The sequence below is a fragment of the Mucilaginibacter sp. OK268 genome, assembly GCF_900103125.1.
GTDB lineage: Bacteria > Bacteroidota > Bacteroidia > Sphingobacteriales > Sphingobacteriaceae > Mucilaginibacter.
Genome location: NZ_FNJV01000003.1, coordinates 227620 through 245513, shown reverse-complemented (window position 1 = coordinate 245513; position 17894 = coordinate 227620). Strand labels below are relative to the sequence as shown.

The window sequence follows — 17894 nt, the reverse complement described above, 5'->3', positions numbered from 1 at the left end:
TTTTACTTTTGAACAAATATATATACACACATAAAAAACCGGTGCGCTCCGAAAGATGAAAAGCGCATCACAACAAAAACAAGATGAGTTTAAACGTAATTAAAAAGGTTATTGATTTAGGTGACGGCCGCACCATTGAGATCGAAACTGGTAAACTGGCCAAACAAGCCGATGGCTCTGTAGTAATTAAAATGGGTGATACCATGTTATTAGCTACTGTAGTATCATCACCGGACGCGAAAGAGGGAGTTGATTTTTTACCCCTTTCTGTCGACTACCAGGAAAAATACGCAGCCACTGGTCGTATACCAGGTGGTTTTTTACGCCGCGAGGCTCGTTTATCAGACTATGAGGTATTGATCTCTCGTTTGGTTGACCGTGCTTTACGCCCAATGTTCCCGGAAGATTATCACGCTGATACACAAGTGATGATCTCTTTAATATCTGCCGATAAAGATATTATGCCTGATTGCCTTGCCGGTTTGGCAGCATCAGCAGCCCTGTCGGTTTCTGATATCCCTTTTAACGGCCCTATCTCTGAAGTTCGTGTAGCTAAAGTTGATGGTCAGTTAGTAATCAACCCAACCCTGAGCCAGCTTGAACATGCAACTTTGGAGTTTATTGTTGCCGGTTCTGAGCATGACATCAACATGGTTGAAGGTGAATCAAAAGAAATTCAGGAAGCTGAATTGGTTGAAGCCATTAAATTCGCACACACTGCTATTAAATTACAGTGTTTAGCTCAAAAAGAGTTAACTGTTGAAGTTGGTAAAACTCAAAAACGTGTTTACAGCCATGAAAACAGCAACGAAGACTTGAAAAAAGCCATCTACGCTGCTACTTATGACCAGGTATACGCTATCGCTTCTTCTGCATCTGGAAAAGACGAACGTTCTGCTAAATTTAAAGAAGTACGTGACACTTATATCGCTACTTTAGGTGAGATTGATGATGTTACTAAATTCTTAGCTAAAAAATATTACCACGATGTGGAGTATGATGCTATCCGTAACCTGGTATTAGACGAAGGTAAACGTTTAGACGGTCGTACAACTACACAGATCCGCCCGATATGGAGCGAAGTTGGTTATTTACCATCTGCTCACGGTTCTGCGGTATTTACCCGTGGCGAAACTCAATCATTAACCACCGTTACCTTAGGTGCTAAGGATGATGAGCAAATGATTGATGGCGCGTTCATCAACGGTTACCAGAAATTCCTGTTACACTATAATTTCCCAGGTTTCTCAACCGGCGAGGTTCGTCCTAACCGTGGCGCTGGTCGTCGTGAAATTGGTCACGGTAACCTGGCTATGCGTTCATTGAAACAAGTATTGCCATCTGAGGATGAAAACCCATACACTATCCGTATCGTTTCTGATATATTGGAGTCAAACGGTTCGTCATCAATGGCAACAGTTTGTGCCGGTACATTAGCGCTGATGGATGCTGGTATCAAGATCAAATCGCCGGTATCAGGTATCGCGATGGGATTGATCACCAACGAAATGGGTACCAAATATGCTATCCTTTCTGACATCCTGGGTGATGAAGATCACTTAGGTGATATGGACTTTAAAGTAACCGGTACCGAAAAAGGTATTGTTGCTGTTCAAATGGACTTAAAGATCAACGGCCTTTCATACGAAGTGTTAACCAACGCTTTGAACCAGGCTAAAGATGGTCGTTTACATATTCTTGGCGAAATGGCTAAAACCATTACACAGCCACGTGAAGATTACAAACCACACGCTCCGCGTATTGTTACCATTAAAATCGACAAAGAATTTATTGGTGCAGTTATCGGGCCCGGTGGTAAAATCATCCAGGAAATGCAGCGCGAAACAGGTGCAACCATTTCTATCGAAGAAAAAGACAACCAGGGTATTGTTCAGGTATTTGCCGATAACAAGGCTTCTATCGATGCAGCTTTAACTCGTATCCGCAATATCGCTTCTAAACCAGAAGTTGGCGAGATATATGAAGGTAAAGTAAAATCAATTATGCCATTTGGTGCATTTGTTGAAATTATGCCTGGTAAAGATGGCTTACTGCACATTTCTGAAATTGATCACCGTCGTATCGAAACGATGGATGGTATATTCCAGATTGGCGACGAGGTAAGGGTTAAATTGCTTGATGTTGATAAGCAAGGAAAACTAAAACTTTCAAGAAAAGTATTATTACCGAAGCCAGAAGCGCCAAAAGCGAATTAATTATTGAATTGAACATATAAAACCCTCGTAACGAGGGTTTTGTTGTTTAGCCTGTTTTGTTAACGTTTTTTTTGAAAAAAAATTAAAACAAAACAGGCTTATTTGAACTTTAGTAAAATTGAGAGATAGTTGATAAAACCACTTAGTCTGATCCTGCTTGAGAGAAAACATGACTTCTTCTACTAATGATCCTTTAGATTTTCTAAATAACAATCCGCATGGAATACAGTCGGGCGCGCAAACCGACCTTGTCCAGCTGTTGTTATATGAGATCATTAGGGTCAAAGATCTCATTGTGTATTACGACTCTATCCCCAATGGAGGCGGCCAATTAGGCTCTTCTATCCTGAACGAACTGGTATCCGAAGCTTACAGCTCCCTGGTAAACTACGATACCGTGCTCATGAAAAAGTACTACGACCTGTTGCTTAACTGCGATTAAGCCCCCCGGCACCCTGAAGGGGGAGTTTTTGAATTACCTTTAAATTTTCTTGTCTCTTATATATTAAACCCAACTATGTCATTGCGAGCGATAGCGTGGCAATCTCCTCGCAATGACATATGGGATTTAATTTAGTCATAACCCCAAAAAAACTTTACACAAATTTTATAACTCTCCCTTTTATGGCCCGGAGGGTTTTATATATTTGCATATGAACCATCTAATAGCACCATCAATTTTAGCTGCCGATTTTGCAAACCTGCAACGCGATCTGGAAATGATCAACAGCAGCGATGCCGATTGGGTGCATGTTGATATTATGGATGGCATGTTTGTGCCTAATATATCGTTTGGTTTTCCGGTGGTTAGCGCGACCAAAAAACACGCCACCAAACCGCTTGATGTTCATTTGATGATTGTGGAGCCCGACCGCTATCTGAAAGCTTTTAAAGATGCCGGTGCTGATGGTATTACAGTTCATTATGAGGCTTGCCCACATTTGCACCGTACCATACAAGCCATTAAAGAGCTGGGCTGCAGGGCAGGAGTGGCCTTGAACCCGCATACGCCGGTTACTTTGCTACAGGATATCATTGCCGATCTGGACCTGGTTTTGATCATGTCTGTAAACCCCGGTTTTGGCGGGCAAAAGTTTATTGAAAATACCTACAAAAAACTGCTGGACCTGAAAGAACTGAGCCGCGATAAAAATCCAAACCTTTTTATTGAGGTTGATGGCGGTGTTGATCAGCATAACATCCAAAAACTGGTTGATGCCGGCGCCAATGTGTTGGTTGCTGGCAGTTCTGTGTTTTCGTCGGCCAGTCCCTCGGCCGCTATATCTCACCTTAAATACCCCGAAAAGTTATTACAATTGTAATAAATTCTACGAAGTCAGTAGGATAAATTACAAATTTGCAATCAAAGGGCCTTTTGTTGATTAATTGTATATTTTTTCAAAAAATGCAAATAATCTCTATATATTTTGTCAAATTAATTAACTTCGGCCCAACTAAATACGAAGTTCCTAATCGTGTATTCAGAACCTACAATTTGTTAACTATATGAAACATAATTTTGGTGCCGGACCAGGCATTTTACCTCAGGAAGTTTTAAAACAAGCTGCTGAGGCGGTAATTGATTTGAATGGTATAGGATTGTCATTATTGGAGATCTCACACCGTTCAAAAGAATTTGAGGCAGTTTTAGATGAAGCTGTTAGTTTGGTGAAGGAGTTATTCAGCGTTCCTGAGGGTTATTCGGTACTGTTTTTACAAGGCGGTGCCAGCACGCAGTTTGCTTTAGCTCCTTATAACCTGTTGCCATCAACCGGTAAAGCCGCGTACCTGGAAACAGGCGTGTGGGCCAACAAGGCTTTAAAAGAGGCTAAATATTTTGGCGAGGTTGAAATTGTGGCTACTTCAAAAGAGAGCAACTTTACTTACATCCCTAAGGATTATACTATTCCTGCTGATGCCGCTTATTTTCACATCACCTCCAACAATACTATTTACGGTACGCAGTTACAGGAGTTCCCTAAATCGCCAATACCGGTGGTTTGTGATATGTCCTCAGATATTTTCAGCCGTAAAGTTAACGTGGCCGATTTTGGCCTGATCTACGCTGGTGCCCAGAAAAATATGGGTCCTGCCGGTGTAACCCTGGTTATTGTTAAGGATGATATTTTAGGCAAAGTTGACCGTAAGATCCCGTCAATGTTTAACTACCAGACTCAAATTGAGGGTGGTTCTATGTACAATACCCCTCCATGTTTCGCTATTTACGTATCTATGTTAACGCTTAGATGGTTAAAAGCAAAAGGTGGTGTGGCTGCTATTGAGCAGGAAAACATTACCAAAGCACGCGTATTATATGATGCTATCGACGCTAATCCGTTATTCAAGGCGGTAGCTGCTCCTGAGGATCGTTCAAACATGAACGTATGCTTTGTAATGGAAAACCCTGAGCTGGAAAAACCTTTCCTTAAACTATGCGACGAAAGAGGCATAATAGGTATAAAAGGTCACCGCAGCGTAGGTGGTTTCCGTGCCTCAATTTATAACGCATTGCCTTTAAGCAGCATTTTAGTGCTGATTGATGTAATGAACGAGTTTGCAGAAAGTAATAAATAATTTAGTGAATGGTGAGTGGATAATGGTGAGTAGTTTACTGCTATTTAACCATTCACCGCTCACTACTCACCACTCACACAAAAGACATGATCAAAATATTAGCTAACGATGGTATAGATCCAATTGGTAAAAAACTGTTGGAAGATGCCGGATTTTTTGTTGATACCAACAATATACCTCAGGATGAATTGCCTGAAAAATTAAAAGAGTACGATGCCATCACCGTGCGCAGCGCAACCAAAGTTCGCAAGGCTTTAATTGACGCTACACCAAACCTGAAAGTAATTGGTCGTGGTGGTGTTGGTATGGATAATATCGACGTAGAATACGCCAGGGAGAAAGGTTTAAGCGTTTATAATACGCCGGCTTCATCTTCTTTATCAGTAGCCGAACTGGTATTTGCCAGCTTATTTGGTGCTGTACGCTTTTTACATGACAGTAATCGCAAAATGCCGGTTGAAGGCGGTGCCAAATTCAACGATCTGAAAAAAGCTTATGCTAAAGGTATCGAGCTGCGCGGTAAAACATTAGGTATTGTAGGTTTTGGCCGTATAGGCCGTGAGGTAGCGAAAATCGCTATCGGTGTTGGTATGGATGTTTTAGCTTATGACCTTTTTGATTTTAACCCCGAGCTGGATATCGTTTTGGGCGGTGGCACTACGGTAAAAGTAGCTGTTAAAAAAGCTACGCTTGACGAAATTATCAAAACAGCCGACTTTATTACGCTGCATACACCATTCATCGACAAAGCCCTTTTAGGCGCCGAAGAACTGGCTCAAACTAAAAAAGGCGTTGGCCTGGTGAATATTTCACGCGGTGGCTTAATTGATGAATTGGCGCTGATCGATGCCTTAAACAGCGGACAGGTTTCATTTGCAGCTCTTGACGTATTTGATAACGAACCAACCCCGCGCGAAGAAATATTAAAACACCCTAAAATTTCCCTGACCCCGCACATTGGCGCTGCCACCAACGAGGCCCAGGAACGCATAGGTGTTGAACTGGCCAATCTGATCATTGACCATTTCAAAAAGTAAAAGTAAATACGAGGTTTACAATTAACGCAAATAGCCGGGATCAGTAAATGATCCTGGCTATTTTGTTTTGAGGGCGATTTAAACTCTCTATATAGTCATCCTGAACTTGTTTCAGGACCTCACAGGAGAGGTTAACCGCCATGTAGCATTCCTTGTTGATGGGATACCGAAACAAGTTCGGCATGACGGGAGCGGGATTCTTGGAGCCGCTCGCCTCCCGGTCGTTTTGACAATCTCCTTAATTTTTCGTATATTTATAATAATAGCAGCCCGGGTCTCTTTTTGAAGAGATCCGGGCTGTTTAGTTAAGGGTGAAACCAAGCCAAAAATCAATCATTTAGTATTTATTTGATTGATAATCAATTATTTAATACTTTTTAAAGTTTTAAAAACTGCTTAAAACTGCGTTAAAATTTGTTAAAAAGTGTTAAAATGAGGGTTTTTGAAGCGGTTTTCGAGCGATTTTCATCCAATTTCGGGCAGAAAAGTGTTAAAATTAAAGGTTTAAAAAGTTTTCAGAAGGGATTTGTATCTTAGGGTTTTCACCATGATCACGACATGGAACCAAACCAACAAAAAATAATTCTGGAATCGGAAAGGCTGCTCTTCCGGCTGCATACCCTTGATGACATGGACGATTTTTGTGCCATGGAGCAGGATCCCGAAGTACGGCGGTATGTAGGCGGTAAGCCCCGCACCCGGGCAGAGGCCGAAGACAGGTTTATTAATGGCCCCATGCAGCCCCACGAAGGTTTCTGGGCCATGTGGGCTACCGTATTAAAGGCAGATGATCAATATATTGGCAGATGCGGCTTATATCCTCACTATGGCCAGAATGGTGAGATCATAGCAGGGGATGCCTCCATGGGGCTTTATATTGCCTATCCATACTGGAGAAATGGCTTTGCTACTGAGGCAGGCCACGCCCTGATCAGCTTTGGGTTTAATAAGCACCACCTCAAACGCATTGTTACCATGATACAGGTTGGAAATGATGCTTCTGTTCATGTAATTGAAAAACTGGGTTTTACGCTTACCCAAACAGAGCATAGTGGTAACCGGTCATTTTACCATTATGTACTTGAAAATAATTGATATAATATTGGGGTAAGTAGAAAAGGCAAAAAATTACTGATTTTCAACTCCAATATATTTTATATACTGAGATTCAGTTGGATATACACTTGAAATGAGCAGCCTTATTTTAGTATTTACTTTTAAACTATCTGGATGACGTAGAGAAAAATCGCTGTTTACCATCTTCCCATCATAATTGTATTGTATATCTACTTCAGTTCTATCAATTTTAGGGTGTTGAAACCCTGTAACTTTGGCAATAACAACTACTGTATGTTTCATTGCTTTTTCTCTTCGTAGTAAACCATAGGAAACGGCAATAAAACCAAAACAAAAAAGTGCCCGACTGACATGCTTGCGAGTTATAGGATCCATCAATATAGCCATAGTATTAATGATCAGCGTTTAGCTATAAAGATAATTAAATATTAAATTAAAGCATATAAACTACATCTTTCTCCGGTATAGTAACCGTATAGCCATTCTGTTCCAGGTCGTTAGCGAGTAGTTGCATACTTTCGGTTTCGCCATGTACCAGGAATACGTTTTTGAGCTTTGATTTGTCCTGCTGTTTTACGTTCTCCAGCAGGTCATTATGATCGCCATGGGCGCTCAGCACGTCGGTTTGTTTGATGGTTGCATACACGGCCAGTTCGCGGTCTTTGATGTGCACTATCGAGTCGCCCCGCAGCAAACGGTGACCTAAAGTACCTTTGGCGCAATAGCCTATAAATAGGATGGTGCAATAATAGTTCTGGATGTTATAAAACAAGTGATCCTGGATACGGCCACCCTCCAGCATCCCTGCAGATGAGATGATGATACAAGGCTCGTAATAATTGGATATCTGTCGGCTATCCTTCAAATTCTCTATATAGGTGAGGTTTTCGAATTCAAACTCGTCACCTTTGTCCTTGTAAAAATCCTGGGCGTCCTGGTTTACCAGGCTATGGTATTTTCGGAAAATGCCCGTCGCCATAGTCGCCATAGGGCTATCTACAAACACCTTAACCGGTGGTAACAGTCCTTCGGTGAATATCTTATTGAGCGAGTAAACCAATGATTGGGTACGACCGATACTAAACGCGGGTATAATTAACCGCCCTTGTTCTTTGACACATGCTTTATCAATAACCTCTATCAGGGTTTGTTCAACAGATTTATCTTTGGTATGATAGCGCCCGCCATAGGTTGATTCAGAAACCAGGTAGTCAACAGGAGGTAATTCCTGCGGATCATTTAGTACCGGGTAGTTTTTGCGGCCGATATCACCGGTAAAGGCGATGGATTTTTCTTCCCCATTCTCGGTGATACGCAGTACTGCTGATGCGGCACCCAATAAATGCCCAACCGGTATAAAAGTCAATTCAATATTGCCGTTGATGCGGAAAGGCCGGTTAAAGCCGATGGTCACAAAGCGATCAACCGCATCCATCACATGCTTTTGCAGGTAGAGGGGTTGAGGACCTCCGCCGGTATTGAATTTGCCTTTACCGCGCTTCCTATGGCCCTTGTTAGCCTTATTCATAAAAATGCTAACTGAGTCAAGCAGTAATAGCTCGGTCAGGTCGGCAGTAGGCGGGGTACACAAGATCTGGCCATTAAAACCAAGCCTGATGAGCGTTGGCAAATTGCCTGAGTGATCAATATGCGCGTGTGTTAATATCACTACGTCGATCTCTTCGGGGCGAAAAGGGAAGTTCTCGTTATCCTGTATGCTGCGGTCTTTCTCGTAATCTAACCCGCAATCCACTAAAATCTTATATCGGTCAACCTCCAGCAAATGCATGCTGCCGGTTACCTGACGGGCTGCCCCGTGTATGGTTAATTTCATTTTTATACGTGGTACACTTTTTAGGTTGTACGTGTTACGTTATACGTATTACGTTTTTGAGGTTGTTGTATAACGTTATACGTGGTACGTTAGTTTATATGTTATAGCTATTACGTTTGTGGTGTAATATAATAATTTGTAAATCTGTTTTTTTAGCTTTTTACGTGTTACGCAAAACGTACCACGTATAAATTTTTAACCGTTCTGCGCATCAAACTGCAACTGGTTCAAATAGCGGTAAAGTCCTTGTTCATTGCTGATCAATTCCAGGTGATTACCGCATTCAATGATCTCGCCTTTTTCCAGTACGATGATCTTATCAGCTTCGCGAATAGTTGACAGGCGGTGTGCTATGATGATCGATGTACGATCCTTCATCAATTCTTCCAAAGCCTCCTGTACCAGGCGTTCCGATTCGGAATCCAATGACGAAGTAGCTTCGTCCAGTATCAGGATAGAAGGGTTTTTAAGCAATGCCCTGGCTATAGCGATACGCTGACGCTGACCACCGGATAGTTTAACACCACGTTCACCCACAACGGTCTCATAACCTTCGGGGAAAGAAGTAATGAACTGGTGAGCGTTGGCACGTTTAGCAGCCTGTATAATGTCCTCTTTTGATGCGCTGAGTCTGCCATAAGCAATGTTCTCGGATATGGTTCCGCCAAAAAGCATAACGTCCTGCGGTACAATGGCTACCTGGTTACGGATATCGGTAATGGAAAAATCTGAAGCGGCACGACCATCGAACAATATAGTACCACTTTGAGGATGATAAAATTGCAGGATAAGCGATGCCATAGTTGATTTACCGGAGCCGCTTGGCCCAACAATAGCCACTTTTTGACCAGCAGCTGCATCAAAGGAGATACCCTTTAAAACAGTCAATTCTGAACGGGAAGGATAGGCGAATACCACATTTTCAAATGCCAGGTTGCCTTTAATTTTTTGATCTACCTGGTTATTGTTTTCAACCATGTGGATGTCTTCGCCTTTTTCGGCCAGTATTTCCAGTACACGTTCACTCGCGCCGACAGCTTTTTGCAGGTTGGCATACAGATCAGGGAAGGTACCCATAGCTGCTCCAACAAATATGGAGTACATAATAAAGGTGGTCAAGTCGCCTACCAGGATCTCATGATGGCTCACCAGAACCGATCCGTACCATATGACACCTACAAAAGTGCCAAACAAGCAAAATACAATGAACGACGCGAATATGCCACGGAATTTGGCGCCTTTTACAGCTATGTTCACTACCATGCGCAAAATTTTATCATAGCGGGTAGCTTCGTAGGCTTCGTTCACAAAAGCTTTAACGTTGGCAATACCTTGCAGGGTTTCCTCAACAATGGTATTTGATTCGGCCAGCCTGTCCTGTGCCTGACGTGATAGTTTGCGGATATATCTTCCAAAAAATACAGCGAAGCCGACAAGAAAGGGAAGGATGGCCAGTAAAGCCAGGGTTAATTTTATAGATACCACGGCCAGCAAAATAACGCTGCCCACCATGATCACTAATTGCCTGATGATTTCAGCAAAAGTAGTGGTCAACGTATCCTGTATCTGTGAAAGATCGGCTGATATGCGGCTGTTCAGTTCACCAACACGGCGGTTGGCGAAAAAGTTCATGGGCAGGGTGATCAGCTTAAAATAAGTATCGCGACGGATATCAGCCAATGACTTTTCAGCCACCTGAACAAACCAAACCACCCTGAAAAATGAAACGAAGGCCTGTCCAAACAATAACAGAAAGCCGGCAAGAGCTATTGCATTAAGGCTGTGCGGTAAATAGCTGTTAGGATATTTGCCTTGCGCGGCATCTATCAAAGCACCTAAAATTTTAGGAAAAGCAAGTCCTACAAGACTGGATACAAACAAAAATATCAATCCAGCTATAAATTTGCCCCGGTAAGGTTTAATGTAGTTGAGCAGCTTACGGATGTTCTGTATGCTCTGCCGGTTTATTTTTGCTTTTGGTAATTCTGCTTCTGCTTTAGCGCCACTATTCAGTCGTCCTCTTGCCATGTATATATTTAAATTCTAAACTCTAAGTTCTAAATCCGAAGTAAAGCACCTGGATCCAAGATCGCAAAATTACACCTTAACTTTACTTTTTCTGCTTATCAGAAATAAAATTGACGCAATCATGAGAACAATGATCAAAATATAGATGTACTGCATGGTATCGGCCTTTTGTGCGCTGGCTTTTAAAACGGCGTTTTGCTGTCTTAACTTGCTGATCAGATTGACATAATTCTGGTTTATAGTTTCAGCCTCTTTGGAGTGACTTTGGATCTGCCTTTGCTGAAAAGCACGATATTCCAGCAGGATCTTAAGCTCTTTATAAATGTTATCGTCAGTTTTAACAATATCCATCAAAATATCGTTCGACCGGCGGATATCGCTTTTTGTTTGCAGGCCGAATATTCCGGTATGTTCATTCAGACTTTGGCTGTACTGACCAAAACGTACTTTGCGCATATCCAGCATACTGTTTATTTTTTTTCGCTGTAGCTGATAGGCTATGGAATCAGCACTTACCTGCTCGTTTGTTTGCGCGCGTAGATCCGTAAACAAAAAAAGGATGATGCCGATCAATAAGAATTTTTTCATAATGATAATACTACTGAAACTCAATGATTACTTTATCATTCAAATTTAAACCCAATAAGCCACTGGCGTTACCTTTATTAATGGCAATCTCCAGGTGGTCGCTTATACCAAAAAGGCATAATTTTTCACCAACAGGCACCTCGTTATAATGCCAGCTCAGGTGGTTGATGGTTTCATTACGTTTAAAGTTTAATACGAATTTACGTCCCTGCTGTACACTATTGAAAAATTCTTTGGTAATGTTGGTGATCACATTTTGAAACGAATCGATATAGATAACCACACCTTTGATCAGGTTTTTTTCGATAACCGGCTGCAGGTTCATCTTATTTTCAATGTCCTGCACCGGGATGCCTATCTCATTAAGCTTACCGCCTTTAGCCAGGTGGCATGCCGCTTTTACAAAAATATCCGCCAATGGGAAATGTAAAAATTTAAGATCCTGCATAATGTTTATTTCCACGATCTCCTCAGGTGTTTCTTTAAACATCAGCGAAAAAATACCATTATCGGCACCAACAAAATAATGGTTTTTATATCTTACAGCCAGAAATTTGGTATGATCGTTATAAACTGTATCAATACCAATGAGGTGTACGGTGCCATCGGGGAAGTAGTAAAAACTGTTTTTTAGTATAAAGGCCGCCTGCTGTACATCAAAGGCGGCAACGTTATTGGTAATATCAACAATATTCACTGTAGGCAACAATTTGTAGATGCTGCCTTTCAATGCAGCCTGGTAAATATCTTTATCGCCCAAATCAGTAGTTAATGTTATTATTGCCATTAATTTTATAATATTTATTGCTAATCTTGTAGTAGCATTTGAAGCTACAAATATTCAATTTTTAATTCATAAAAATCCGTAACTAAAAATCAAATTAGTATTGAACGAGCTAAAGCTATCAATTGAAAATGTAAATCCGGCAGTATTGTGGGGGCCAAATAATGATCATTTTGAGATCATTAAGAAACAATATCCTAAGCTTAAAATAGTTGCGCGTGGCAGCGAAGTTAAAATTCTGGGTGATGATCACGAACTGAATATCTTTCAGGAAAAATTCGATCACCTGCTACAACACGTAGAGAAGTTCGAAAACCTGAATATTACCGACCTGGAGCGTATCCTGGGTTCAAAAAACACAAACGCACCATCAACAGATCAGACAACAACTGATAAATTTGCCAGTGGCGAGGTGATTGTTTTTGGGCCAAACGGCGTAATGGTTAAGGCGCGTACAGCCAACCAACGCAAAATGGTAGATTGCATTAATCAAAGCGATATACTTTTTGCCATAGGGCCCGCGGGTACCGGTAAAACCTATACAGCTGTAGCCCTGGCGGTAAGAGCGCTCAAAAACAAGGAGATCAAAAGGATCATTTTAACCAGACCGGCGGTTGAAGCAGGGGAGAACCTCGGCTTTTTACCCGGCGACCTGAAAGAAAAGATAGATCCGTACCTGCGACCTTTGTATGATGCCCTTGATGATATGATCCCGGCAGAAAAACTGAAGTTTTATCTGGAGAACCGTACCATTGAGATAGCTCCGCTGGCATTTATGCGTGGCCGTACGCTGGACAATTGTTTTGTAATATTGGACGAGGCGCAAAATGCTACTGATATGCAGCTCAAAATGTTTTTGACGCGTATGGGGCCATCAGCCAAATTTATTGTTACCGGCGATGTTACCCAGATAGATTTACCAAAAAAACAACAATCGGGCTTACATACCGCCCTGCGCATATTAACTGATATTAAAGGAATTGAAATTGTTTACCTGAGCGGCGAAGACGTGGTAAGGCACAAACTGGTACGTAAAATACTGGAAGCCTACGGGGATATACAATAGTAGATATGAGATATTAGATGTGAGATATGAGACACTTCGCTGTGTTTCCTATCTCTTATTTGTATCTAAAATGGATGGATTGGAATATGAGCTTTTGATTGATTTTTGGTCTCAAATCTCATATCTCACATCTCAAATCTAAATTCAAAGAATGAACGCAATAAAAGAAACTCATTTTAACTTACCTGGCCAAACTAACTACTACAAGGGCAAGGTACGTGATGTTTATACTATCGATAATAAATACCTGGCCATGGTTGTTACCGACCGCATCTCTGCTTTTGATGTGGTGCTGCCAGAGCCAATTCCCTATAAAGGACAAGTGCTTAACCAAATAGCGGCCCGTTTTTTAGAGGCTACTGCTGATATTGTACCTAACTGGGTGATATCAGTACCCGATCCAAGTGTTACCATTGGTCGCATTTGTGAACCCTTTAAGGTAGAGATGGTGATCCGTGGTTACTTAGCAGGTCATGCCTGGCGTGAATACAGCGCGGGTAAAAGACAAGTTTGTGGTGAAAGCTTACCCGAGGGTTTAAAGGAAAATGATATACTGCCCGAACCCATTATAACACCAACCACAAAGGCATCTGTTGGGCACGATGAAGACATATCAAGAGCAGAGATATTGAAACAAAATATTGTTTCGGCCGATGATTATGCTCAGCTGGAAGCTTATACTAAGGCTTTATTTAAACGCGGAACCGAAATAGCCGCTAAACAAGGCCTGATCCTGGTTGATACCAAGTACGAGTTTGGTAAGGTTAACGACCAGATATACCTGATCGACGAGATACACACACCTGATTCATCAAGATACTTTTATAAAGAGGGTTATGAAGAGCGTCAGCAAAGAGGGGAGGCTCAAAAACAGCTATCCAAGGAGTTTGTGAGGAAATGGTTAATTGAGAACGGCTTCCAGGGTAAAGATGGCCAGGTTGTACCGGTTATGACCCCCGAAATTGTGCAATCCATCTCCGAACGTTATATTGAGTTATACGAGCAAATTATTGGTGAACCATTTGTAAAACCTGATAACGAAAGCGTGCTTAATCGCGTGGAAACAGGCATCAAAACAGCGCTAACAAATTTGTAGTTTTTTAATTCCCCGTAAAATTATCATATCTTAGCTTTCTAATTATTAATAGGAATGAAATTTACTGTCGATAAGCACGAGAAATATATTTTAGTGAAGCTTAATGAGTCAAAATTGAACTCATTGGTTACACCTCAATTAAAGTCCGAGTTGATATTGATCAATACTGAAGGTCAGCGAAATATAATTCTTGATCTTTCACAGGTAAAATTTGCAGATTCTTCTGGTTTAAGCAGCTTATTAGTAGGTCACCGCTTATGTAAAAATGCTACAGGCTTATTTATCCTGGCAGGTTTAAATGATGCGGTAGCCCGCCTGGTAACCATATCGCAATTGGATAATGTACTAAACATTGTACCAACAGCCGAAGAAGGTATCGATCTTATTTTTATGGAAGAGATTGAAAAAGAGCTGAAAAAAGAAGCAAGATAAGCCTTATGATTGTTTACCCTGTATGAAATTTGAGGTAACAATATTGGGGAGCAGCTCCGCGACACCCATTTTTAATAGAAATCCCACATCACAGGCGCTTAATATCAATGAGCGCCTATATTTAATTGATTGTGGCGAAGGCACCCAGCAGCAGATGCTGCGTTTTGATATTAAGGCCAGTCGCATTGATCATATATTCATTAGTCATCTTCACGGCGATCATTATCTTGGATTGGTAGGGTTATTATCGTCTATGCACCTAAACGGACGTAAAAAAGCCCTTTATCTTTTTGGCCCAGCCCATCTCAAAGAAATTATAGACCTGCAGTTTAAATATTCAGAAACAACGTTGCAATTCCCGTTGGAATTTACGGCTATTGATGCGCAGAAATCTGAAGTGATCGTCAATAATAGTGATGTTATTATAGAAACCATTCCACTTGATCACCGTATTGCCTGTACCGGCTTCCTTTTTAAAGAGAAAAAGCGTTTACGCAAGCTGATAAAAGAAAAACTGGAAGATTTGAATGTTCCGGTAGAGTATTACACCGCTTTAAAAAGGGGAAATGATTATACTTCGGCAAGTGGCAAGGTGTATAAGAATGATACCTTAACTACCGATTCTCAGGCTCCAAAATCATATGCCTATTGCTCAGATACGCTTTATAACGAGCAATATTTTGAACAGATCAGTAACGCTACGCTGCTTTATCATGAAGCCACATTTTTAAATGATATGCTTGATAGGGCAAAGGAAACACACCATACCACAGCTTTACAGGCAGGCGAAATTGCCTTAAAGACCAATGCGCACAAATTACTGATCGGCCATTTCTCGGCCAGGTATAAAACGCTAAATGAATTGCTTGATGAAGCCAGAAGTGTTTTCCCGGAAACAGAACTGGCTATTGAAGGGAAGACATTCGCTATCGAATAGAGGCAAGAGATTAGCGTCAGGAATCAAGACCGGATATAACAAAAAAAGCAAACGAACATCGTTTGCTTTTTTTGTTGGGATGGTTTACACTGTAAACCCATTTTTTTGTGATTTTTTTATTTAAAACATTGATTATCAATTATATAAATAAATGTAAACCATAAAAAATGTAAACCATGTAAACCCACTTTTAGATGAGTATTCGCAGTCTTGATTCCTGACGCTAATCTCTTGATTCTAAAAATTAGTCTTTTTTACCGCCAAAAACCGAGAAGCTTACATAACGTTTTGGATGTGCTTTCAGATCAATGAACAGGTTATTCAGGTTATTAGATGCATCAGTAAGGTTTTTGTACATCTTGTCGTCATTCATCAATAAACCTAATGAACCCTGGCCGTTGTTGATCTTGGCAATGGTCGCCTGTAGATCGGCCATGGCCTTATTGGCATTGTCTAAAGTCTGTTTAATATTCGCGGATGCGATATCATTACTCACCTTTTCAAAGTTCGCGGTCATGCCGTTTAAATGGGTAGTACTGGTTTTCAAACTTCCGGATACCTCTTCGGCGTTAGTCAGAATGCCGTTGATATGACCAGATTGTGAAGCTACCAGGTTATCTATCTTTTTAGTAGTTCCCTCCAACGTTTGCAATGAATTGGCAATGCTCATAAAGCTGCGATCTACATTTTTCTGGAAGTTAGGGTTTAATATTTTATTGATAGCCGCCAGCGACGAATCCATTTTGGATATCAGCATTTCGGCTTTTTTCTGTATAGGTTGCAGGCTTTCGGCCAGGCTTCCCTGTATATCAGCTTTTAAGGTGTCTTTATCTTCGGCGGCTACTTTGCTATTGCCCAGTTCAAAAACAATGGCTTTACTACCTAAAAGATCTGTACTTGACAATTTAGCCAAAGTGTTATTTGGTATAACATAATCCGGGTCGATCTTAAACTCTACAATAGTATGTCCATCGGGCTGCAATTTCATGCTGGATACGCGTCCTATCTGAAACCCGTTAACCAATACCGGCTTGGCTAAAGCAAGGCCTTCTACACTTCTGTAAACCGCGTAATATTTGTTTGAACCCGAAAAAACATCATTACCGCGCAAAAAGCTATATCCTAATATCAATATAGTAATAGCTATAGCTGTAAGGGCCCCTATTTTTGTTTCGTTTGAGATTTTCATTAAGTAGTGGTTTTCGGGTTAAAATTGTTTTTCTATTTTGATTTGTTGATGTTACTTTTATTTGATTTATAGAACAGGTAAAGCTATTTATATTACTTTGAAACCTGCTCAACCTCATTTTTAAAATTGGTTAAAGCCCGTACAATAGAATTGACAATTGTATTTTGTCCATCCTCTGAATTTAAATAAGCCTCATCATCGGGATTATTAATATACCCGGTTTCTACCAAAACAGATGGCATAGAACTATGACATAATACATAAATACTCTGGTCTCTTATGCCTTCACTTGGCCTGCCGTCTGTTTCAACAAACTCTTTGTTAAGCAATGTAGCCAGATTTATACTTTGCTGCCTGAATTTTCTTTTATACTCGTTTGTTAAAATAATAGTTATTGGGTCGTTAGGGTCTAAAGCTCCTCCATCAAGTTCCGACTCACCTTCAACCTGGTTCCTTTTGATCTCATTTTCTGCCTCCCTTGTACGCTTTAATGCATAAACCAATAACAACACACCCTTACCTGAACGATCGGGAACTAAACTTGTTTTATAAACCGGTTTATGATGTTTGGTGCCTACTCTTCTGCTTACGCGTCTATCCGATAAAGAATTACAATGTATCGAAATAAAAACATCTCCTTTATTCTCGTTGGCTATTTCAGCACGTCTTTCAAAGGAAACATCATCTTCGTTACTACGTGTAAGTACTGCTTTTACACCCGACATATCTTTTTCTACGGCTTTTTGCAATTTTAACGCAATTGCAAGCGTTACATTCCTTTCAGTAGAATATTCGCCTGATGCGCCATGTGAAAAGTGACCTACACTACTGGAAGGTTTACCTCCGTGGCCGGCATCAATAATAATAGTTTTGATCTTGAAACCAGTGTTATTTATAACCGTATCTTTTTTTATAAAACCATAAGATGTGACCGGAAAATATGAAAGGAATGCTAGCAATACCGAGAAACTATAAATCAATCTTTTCAATGCCCTATTTTTCATTATTTTTGAACGCTGTTAACTTTATCTGCAAA

The 17894-nt window shown here is 40.8% G+C and carries 17 protein-coding genes; 10 read left to right on the top strand and 7 right to left on the bottom strand.

Going from position 1 to position 17894, the window contains the following annotated elements:
* The first annotated feature begins 83 nt into the window (after positions 1-83).
* The 6 genes from pnp (at position 84) to BLR84_RS11460 (ending at position 6922) form a co-directional block, all read left to right on the top strand.
* Positions 84-2216, top strand: a complete 2133-nt coding sequence (pnp, locus tag BLR84_RS11485) for a polyribonucleotide nucleotidyltransferase (protein WP_090468045.1) — start codon at positions 84-86, stop codon at positions 2214-2216.
* Positions 2217-2385: 169 nt separating this feature from the next.
* Positions 2386-2658, top strand: coding sequence for a hypothetical protein (locus tag BLR84_RS11480; protein ID WP_090468044.1), 273 nt, complete (start codon positions 2386-2388; stop codon positions 2656-2658).
* Between the two features lie 211 nt (positions 2659-2869).
* Complete coding sequence (gene rpe, locus BLR84_RS11475) at positions 2870-3538, top strand: ribulose-phosphate 3-epimerase (RefSeq protein WP_090468042.1); 669 nt, start codon at positions 2870-2872, stop codon at positions 3536-3538.
* 184 nt (positions 3539-3722) lie between these two features.
* A complete protein-coding gene (serC, locus tag BLR84_RS11470) occupies positions 3723-4790 on the top strand; it encodes a 3-phosphoserine/phosphohydroxythreonine transaminase (RefSeq protein WP_090468040.1) in 1068 nt (355 codons plus the stop codon).
* A gap of 86 nt (positions 4791-4876) precedes the next feature.
* Complete coding sequence (locus tag BLR84_RS11465; RefSeq protein ID WP_176852034.1) at positions 4877-5827, top strand: D-2-hydroxyacid dehydrogenase; 951 nt, start codon at positions 4877-4879, stop codon at positions 5825-5827.
* Between the two features lie 558 nt (positions 5828-6385).
* Positions 6386-6922 carry a GNAT family N-acetyltransferase gene (locus BLR84_RS11460; protein ID WP_090468037.1) on the top strand — a complete coding sequence of 179 codons (537 nt, stop codon included), beginning with the start codon at positions 6386-6388 and terminating at the stop codon, positions 6920-6922.
* A 33-nt stretch (positions 6923-6955) separates the two neighbouring features.
* On the opposite strand, the gene BLR84_RS11455 is transcribed toward BLR84_RS11460, so the two are convergent.
* From BLR84_RS11455 to BLR84_RS11435, 5 genes are all read right to left on the bottom strand, one after another.
* A complete protein-coding gene (locus BLR84_RS11455; protein WP_090468034.1) occupies positions 6956-7291 on the bottom strand; it encodes a hypothetical protein in 336 nt (111 codons plus the stop codon).
* 46 nt (positions 7292-7337) lie between these two features.
* Positions 7338-8738, bottom strand: a complete 1401-nt coding sequence (locus tag BLR84_RS11450) for an MBL fold metallo-hydrolase (RefSeq protein ID WP_090468032.1) — start codon at positions 8736-8738, stop codon at positions 7338-7340.
* Positions 8739-8933: 195 nt separating this feature from the next.
* Positions 8934-10766, bottom strand: a complete 1833-nt coding sequence (locus BLR84_RS11445) for an ABC transporter ATP-binding protein (protein ID WP_090468030.1) — start codon at positions 10764-10766, stop codon at positions 8934-8936.
* 69 nt (positions 10767-10835) lie between these two features.
* On the bottom strand, positions 10836-11354 hold the full coding sequence (locus BLR84_RS11440) for a hypothetical protein (RefSeq protein ID WP_255366919.1): 519 nt from the start codon (positions 11352-11354) through the stop codon (positions 10836-10838).
* Between the two features lie 10 nt (positions 11355-11364).
* Positions 11365-12141, bottom strand: coding sequence for an SAM hydrolase/SAM-dependent halogenase family protein (locus BLR84_RS11435; RefSeq protein WP_090468029.1), 777 nt, complete (start codon positions 12139-12141; stop codon positions 11365-11367).
* 100 nt (positions 12142-12241) lie between these two features.
* Here BLR84_RS11435 and BLR84_RS11430 point away from each other — a divergent pair, with 100 nt between their 5' ends.
* From BLR84_RS11430 to BLR84_RS11415, 4 genes are all read left to right on the top strand, one after another.
* Complete coding sequence (locus BLR84_RS11430) at positions 12242-13204, top strand: PhoH family protein (protein WP_090468027.1); 963 nt, start codon at positions 12242-12244, stop codon at positions 13202-13204.
* Between the two features lie 151 nt (positions 13205-13355).
* The gene (locus BLR84_RS11425; protein ID WP_090468025.1) at positions 13356-14300 is read left to right on the top strand and encodes a phosphoribosylaminoimidazolesuccinocarboxamide synthase; all 945 of its coding nucleotides are present in this window, start codon (positions 13356-13358) and stop codon (positions 14298-14300) included.
* Between the two features lie 54 nt (positions 14301-14354).
* The gene (locus BLR84_RS11420; protein ID WP_076378832.1) at positions 14355-14732 is read left to right on the top strand and encodes an STAS domain-containing protein; all 378 of its coding nucleotides are present in this window, start codon (positions 14355-14357) and stop codon (positions 14730-14732) included.
* 22 nt (positions 14733-14754) lie between these two features.
* On the top strand, positions 14755-15669 hold the full coding sequence (locus BLR84_RS11415; protein WP_090468023.1) for a ribonuclease Z: 915 nt from the start codon (positions 14755-14757) through the stop codon (positions 15667-15669).
* A 244-nt stretch (positions 15670-15913) separates the two neighbouring features.
* Here the strand turns inward: BLR84_RS11415 and BLR84_RS11410 are convergent, their stop codons facing one another.
* Both BLR84_RS11410 and BLR84_RS11405 read right to left on the bottom strand, forming a co-directional pair.
* On the bottom strand, positions 15914-16858 hold the full coding sequence (locus tag BLR84_RS11410; protein WP_090468022.1) for an MlaD family protein: 945 nt from the start codon (positions 16856-16858) through the stop codon (positions 15914-15916).
* Between the two features lie 92 nt (positions 16859-16950).
* On the bottom strand, positions 16951-17847 hold the full coding sequence (locus BLR84_RS11405) for an N-acetylmuramoyl-L-alanine amidase family protein (RefSeq protein ID WP_176852033.1): 897 nt from the start codon (positions 17845-17847) through the stop codon (positions 16951-16953).
* Between the last annotated feature and the right edge of the window lie 47 nt (positions 17848-17894).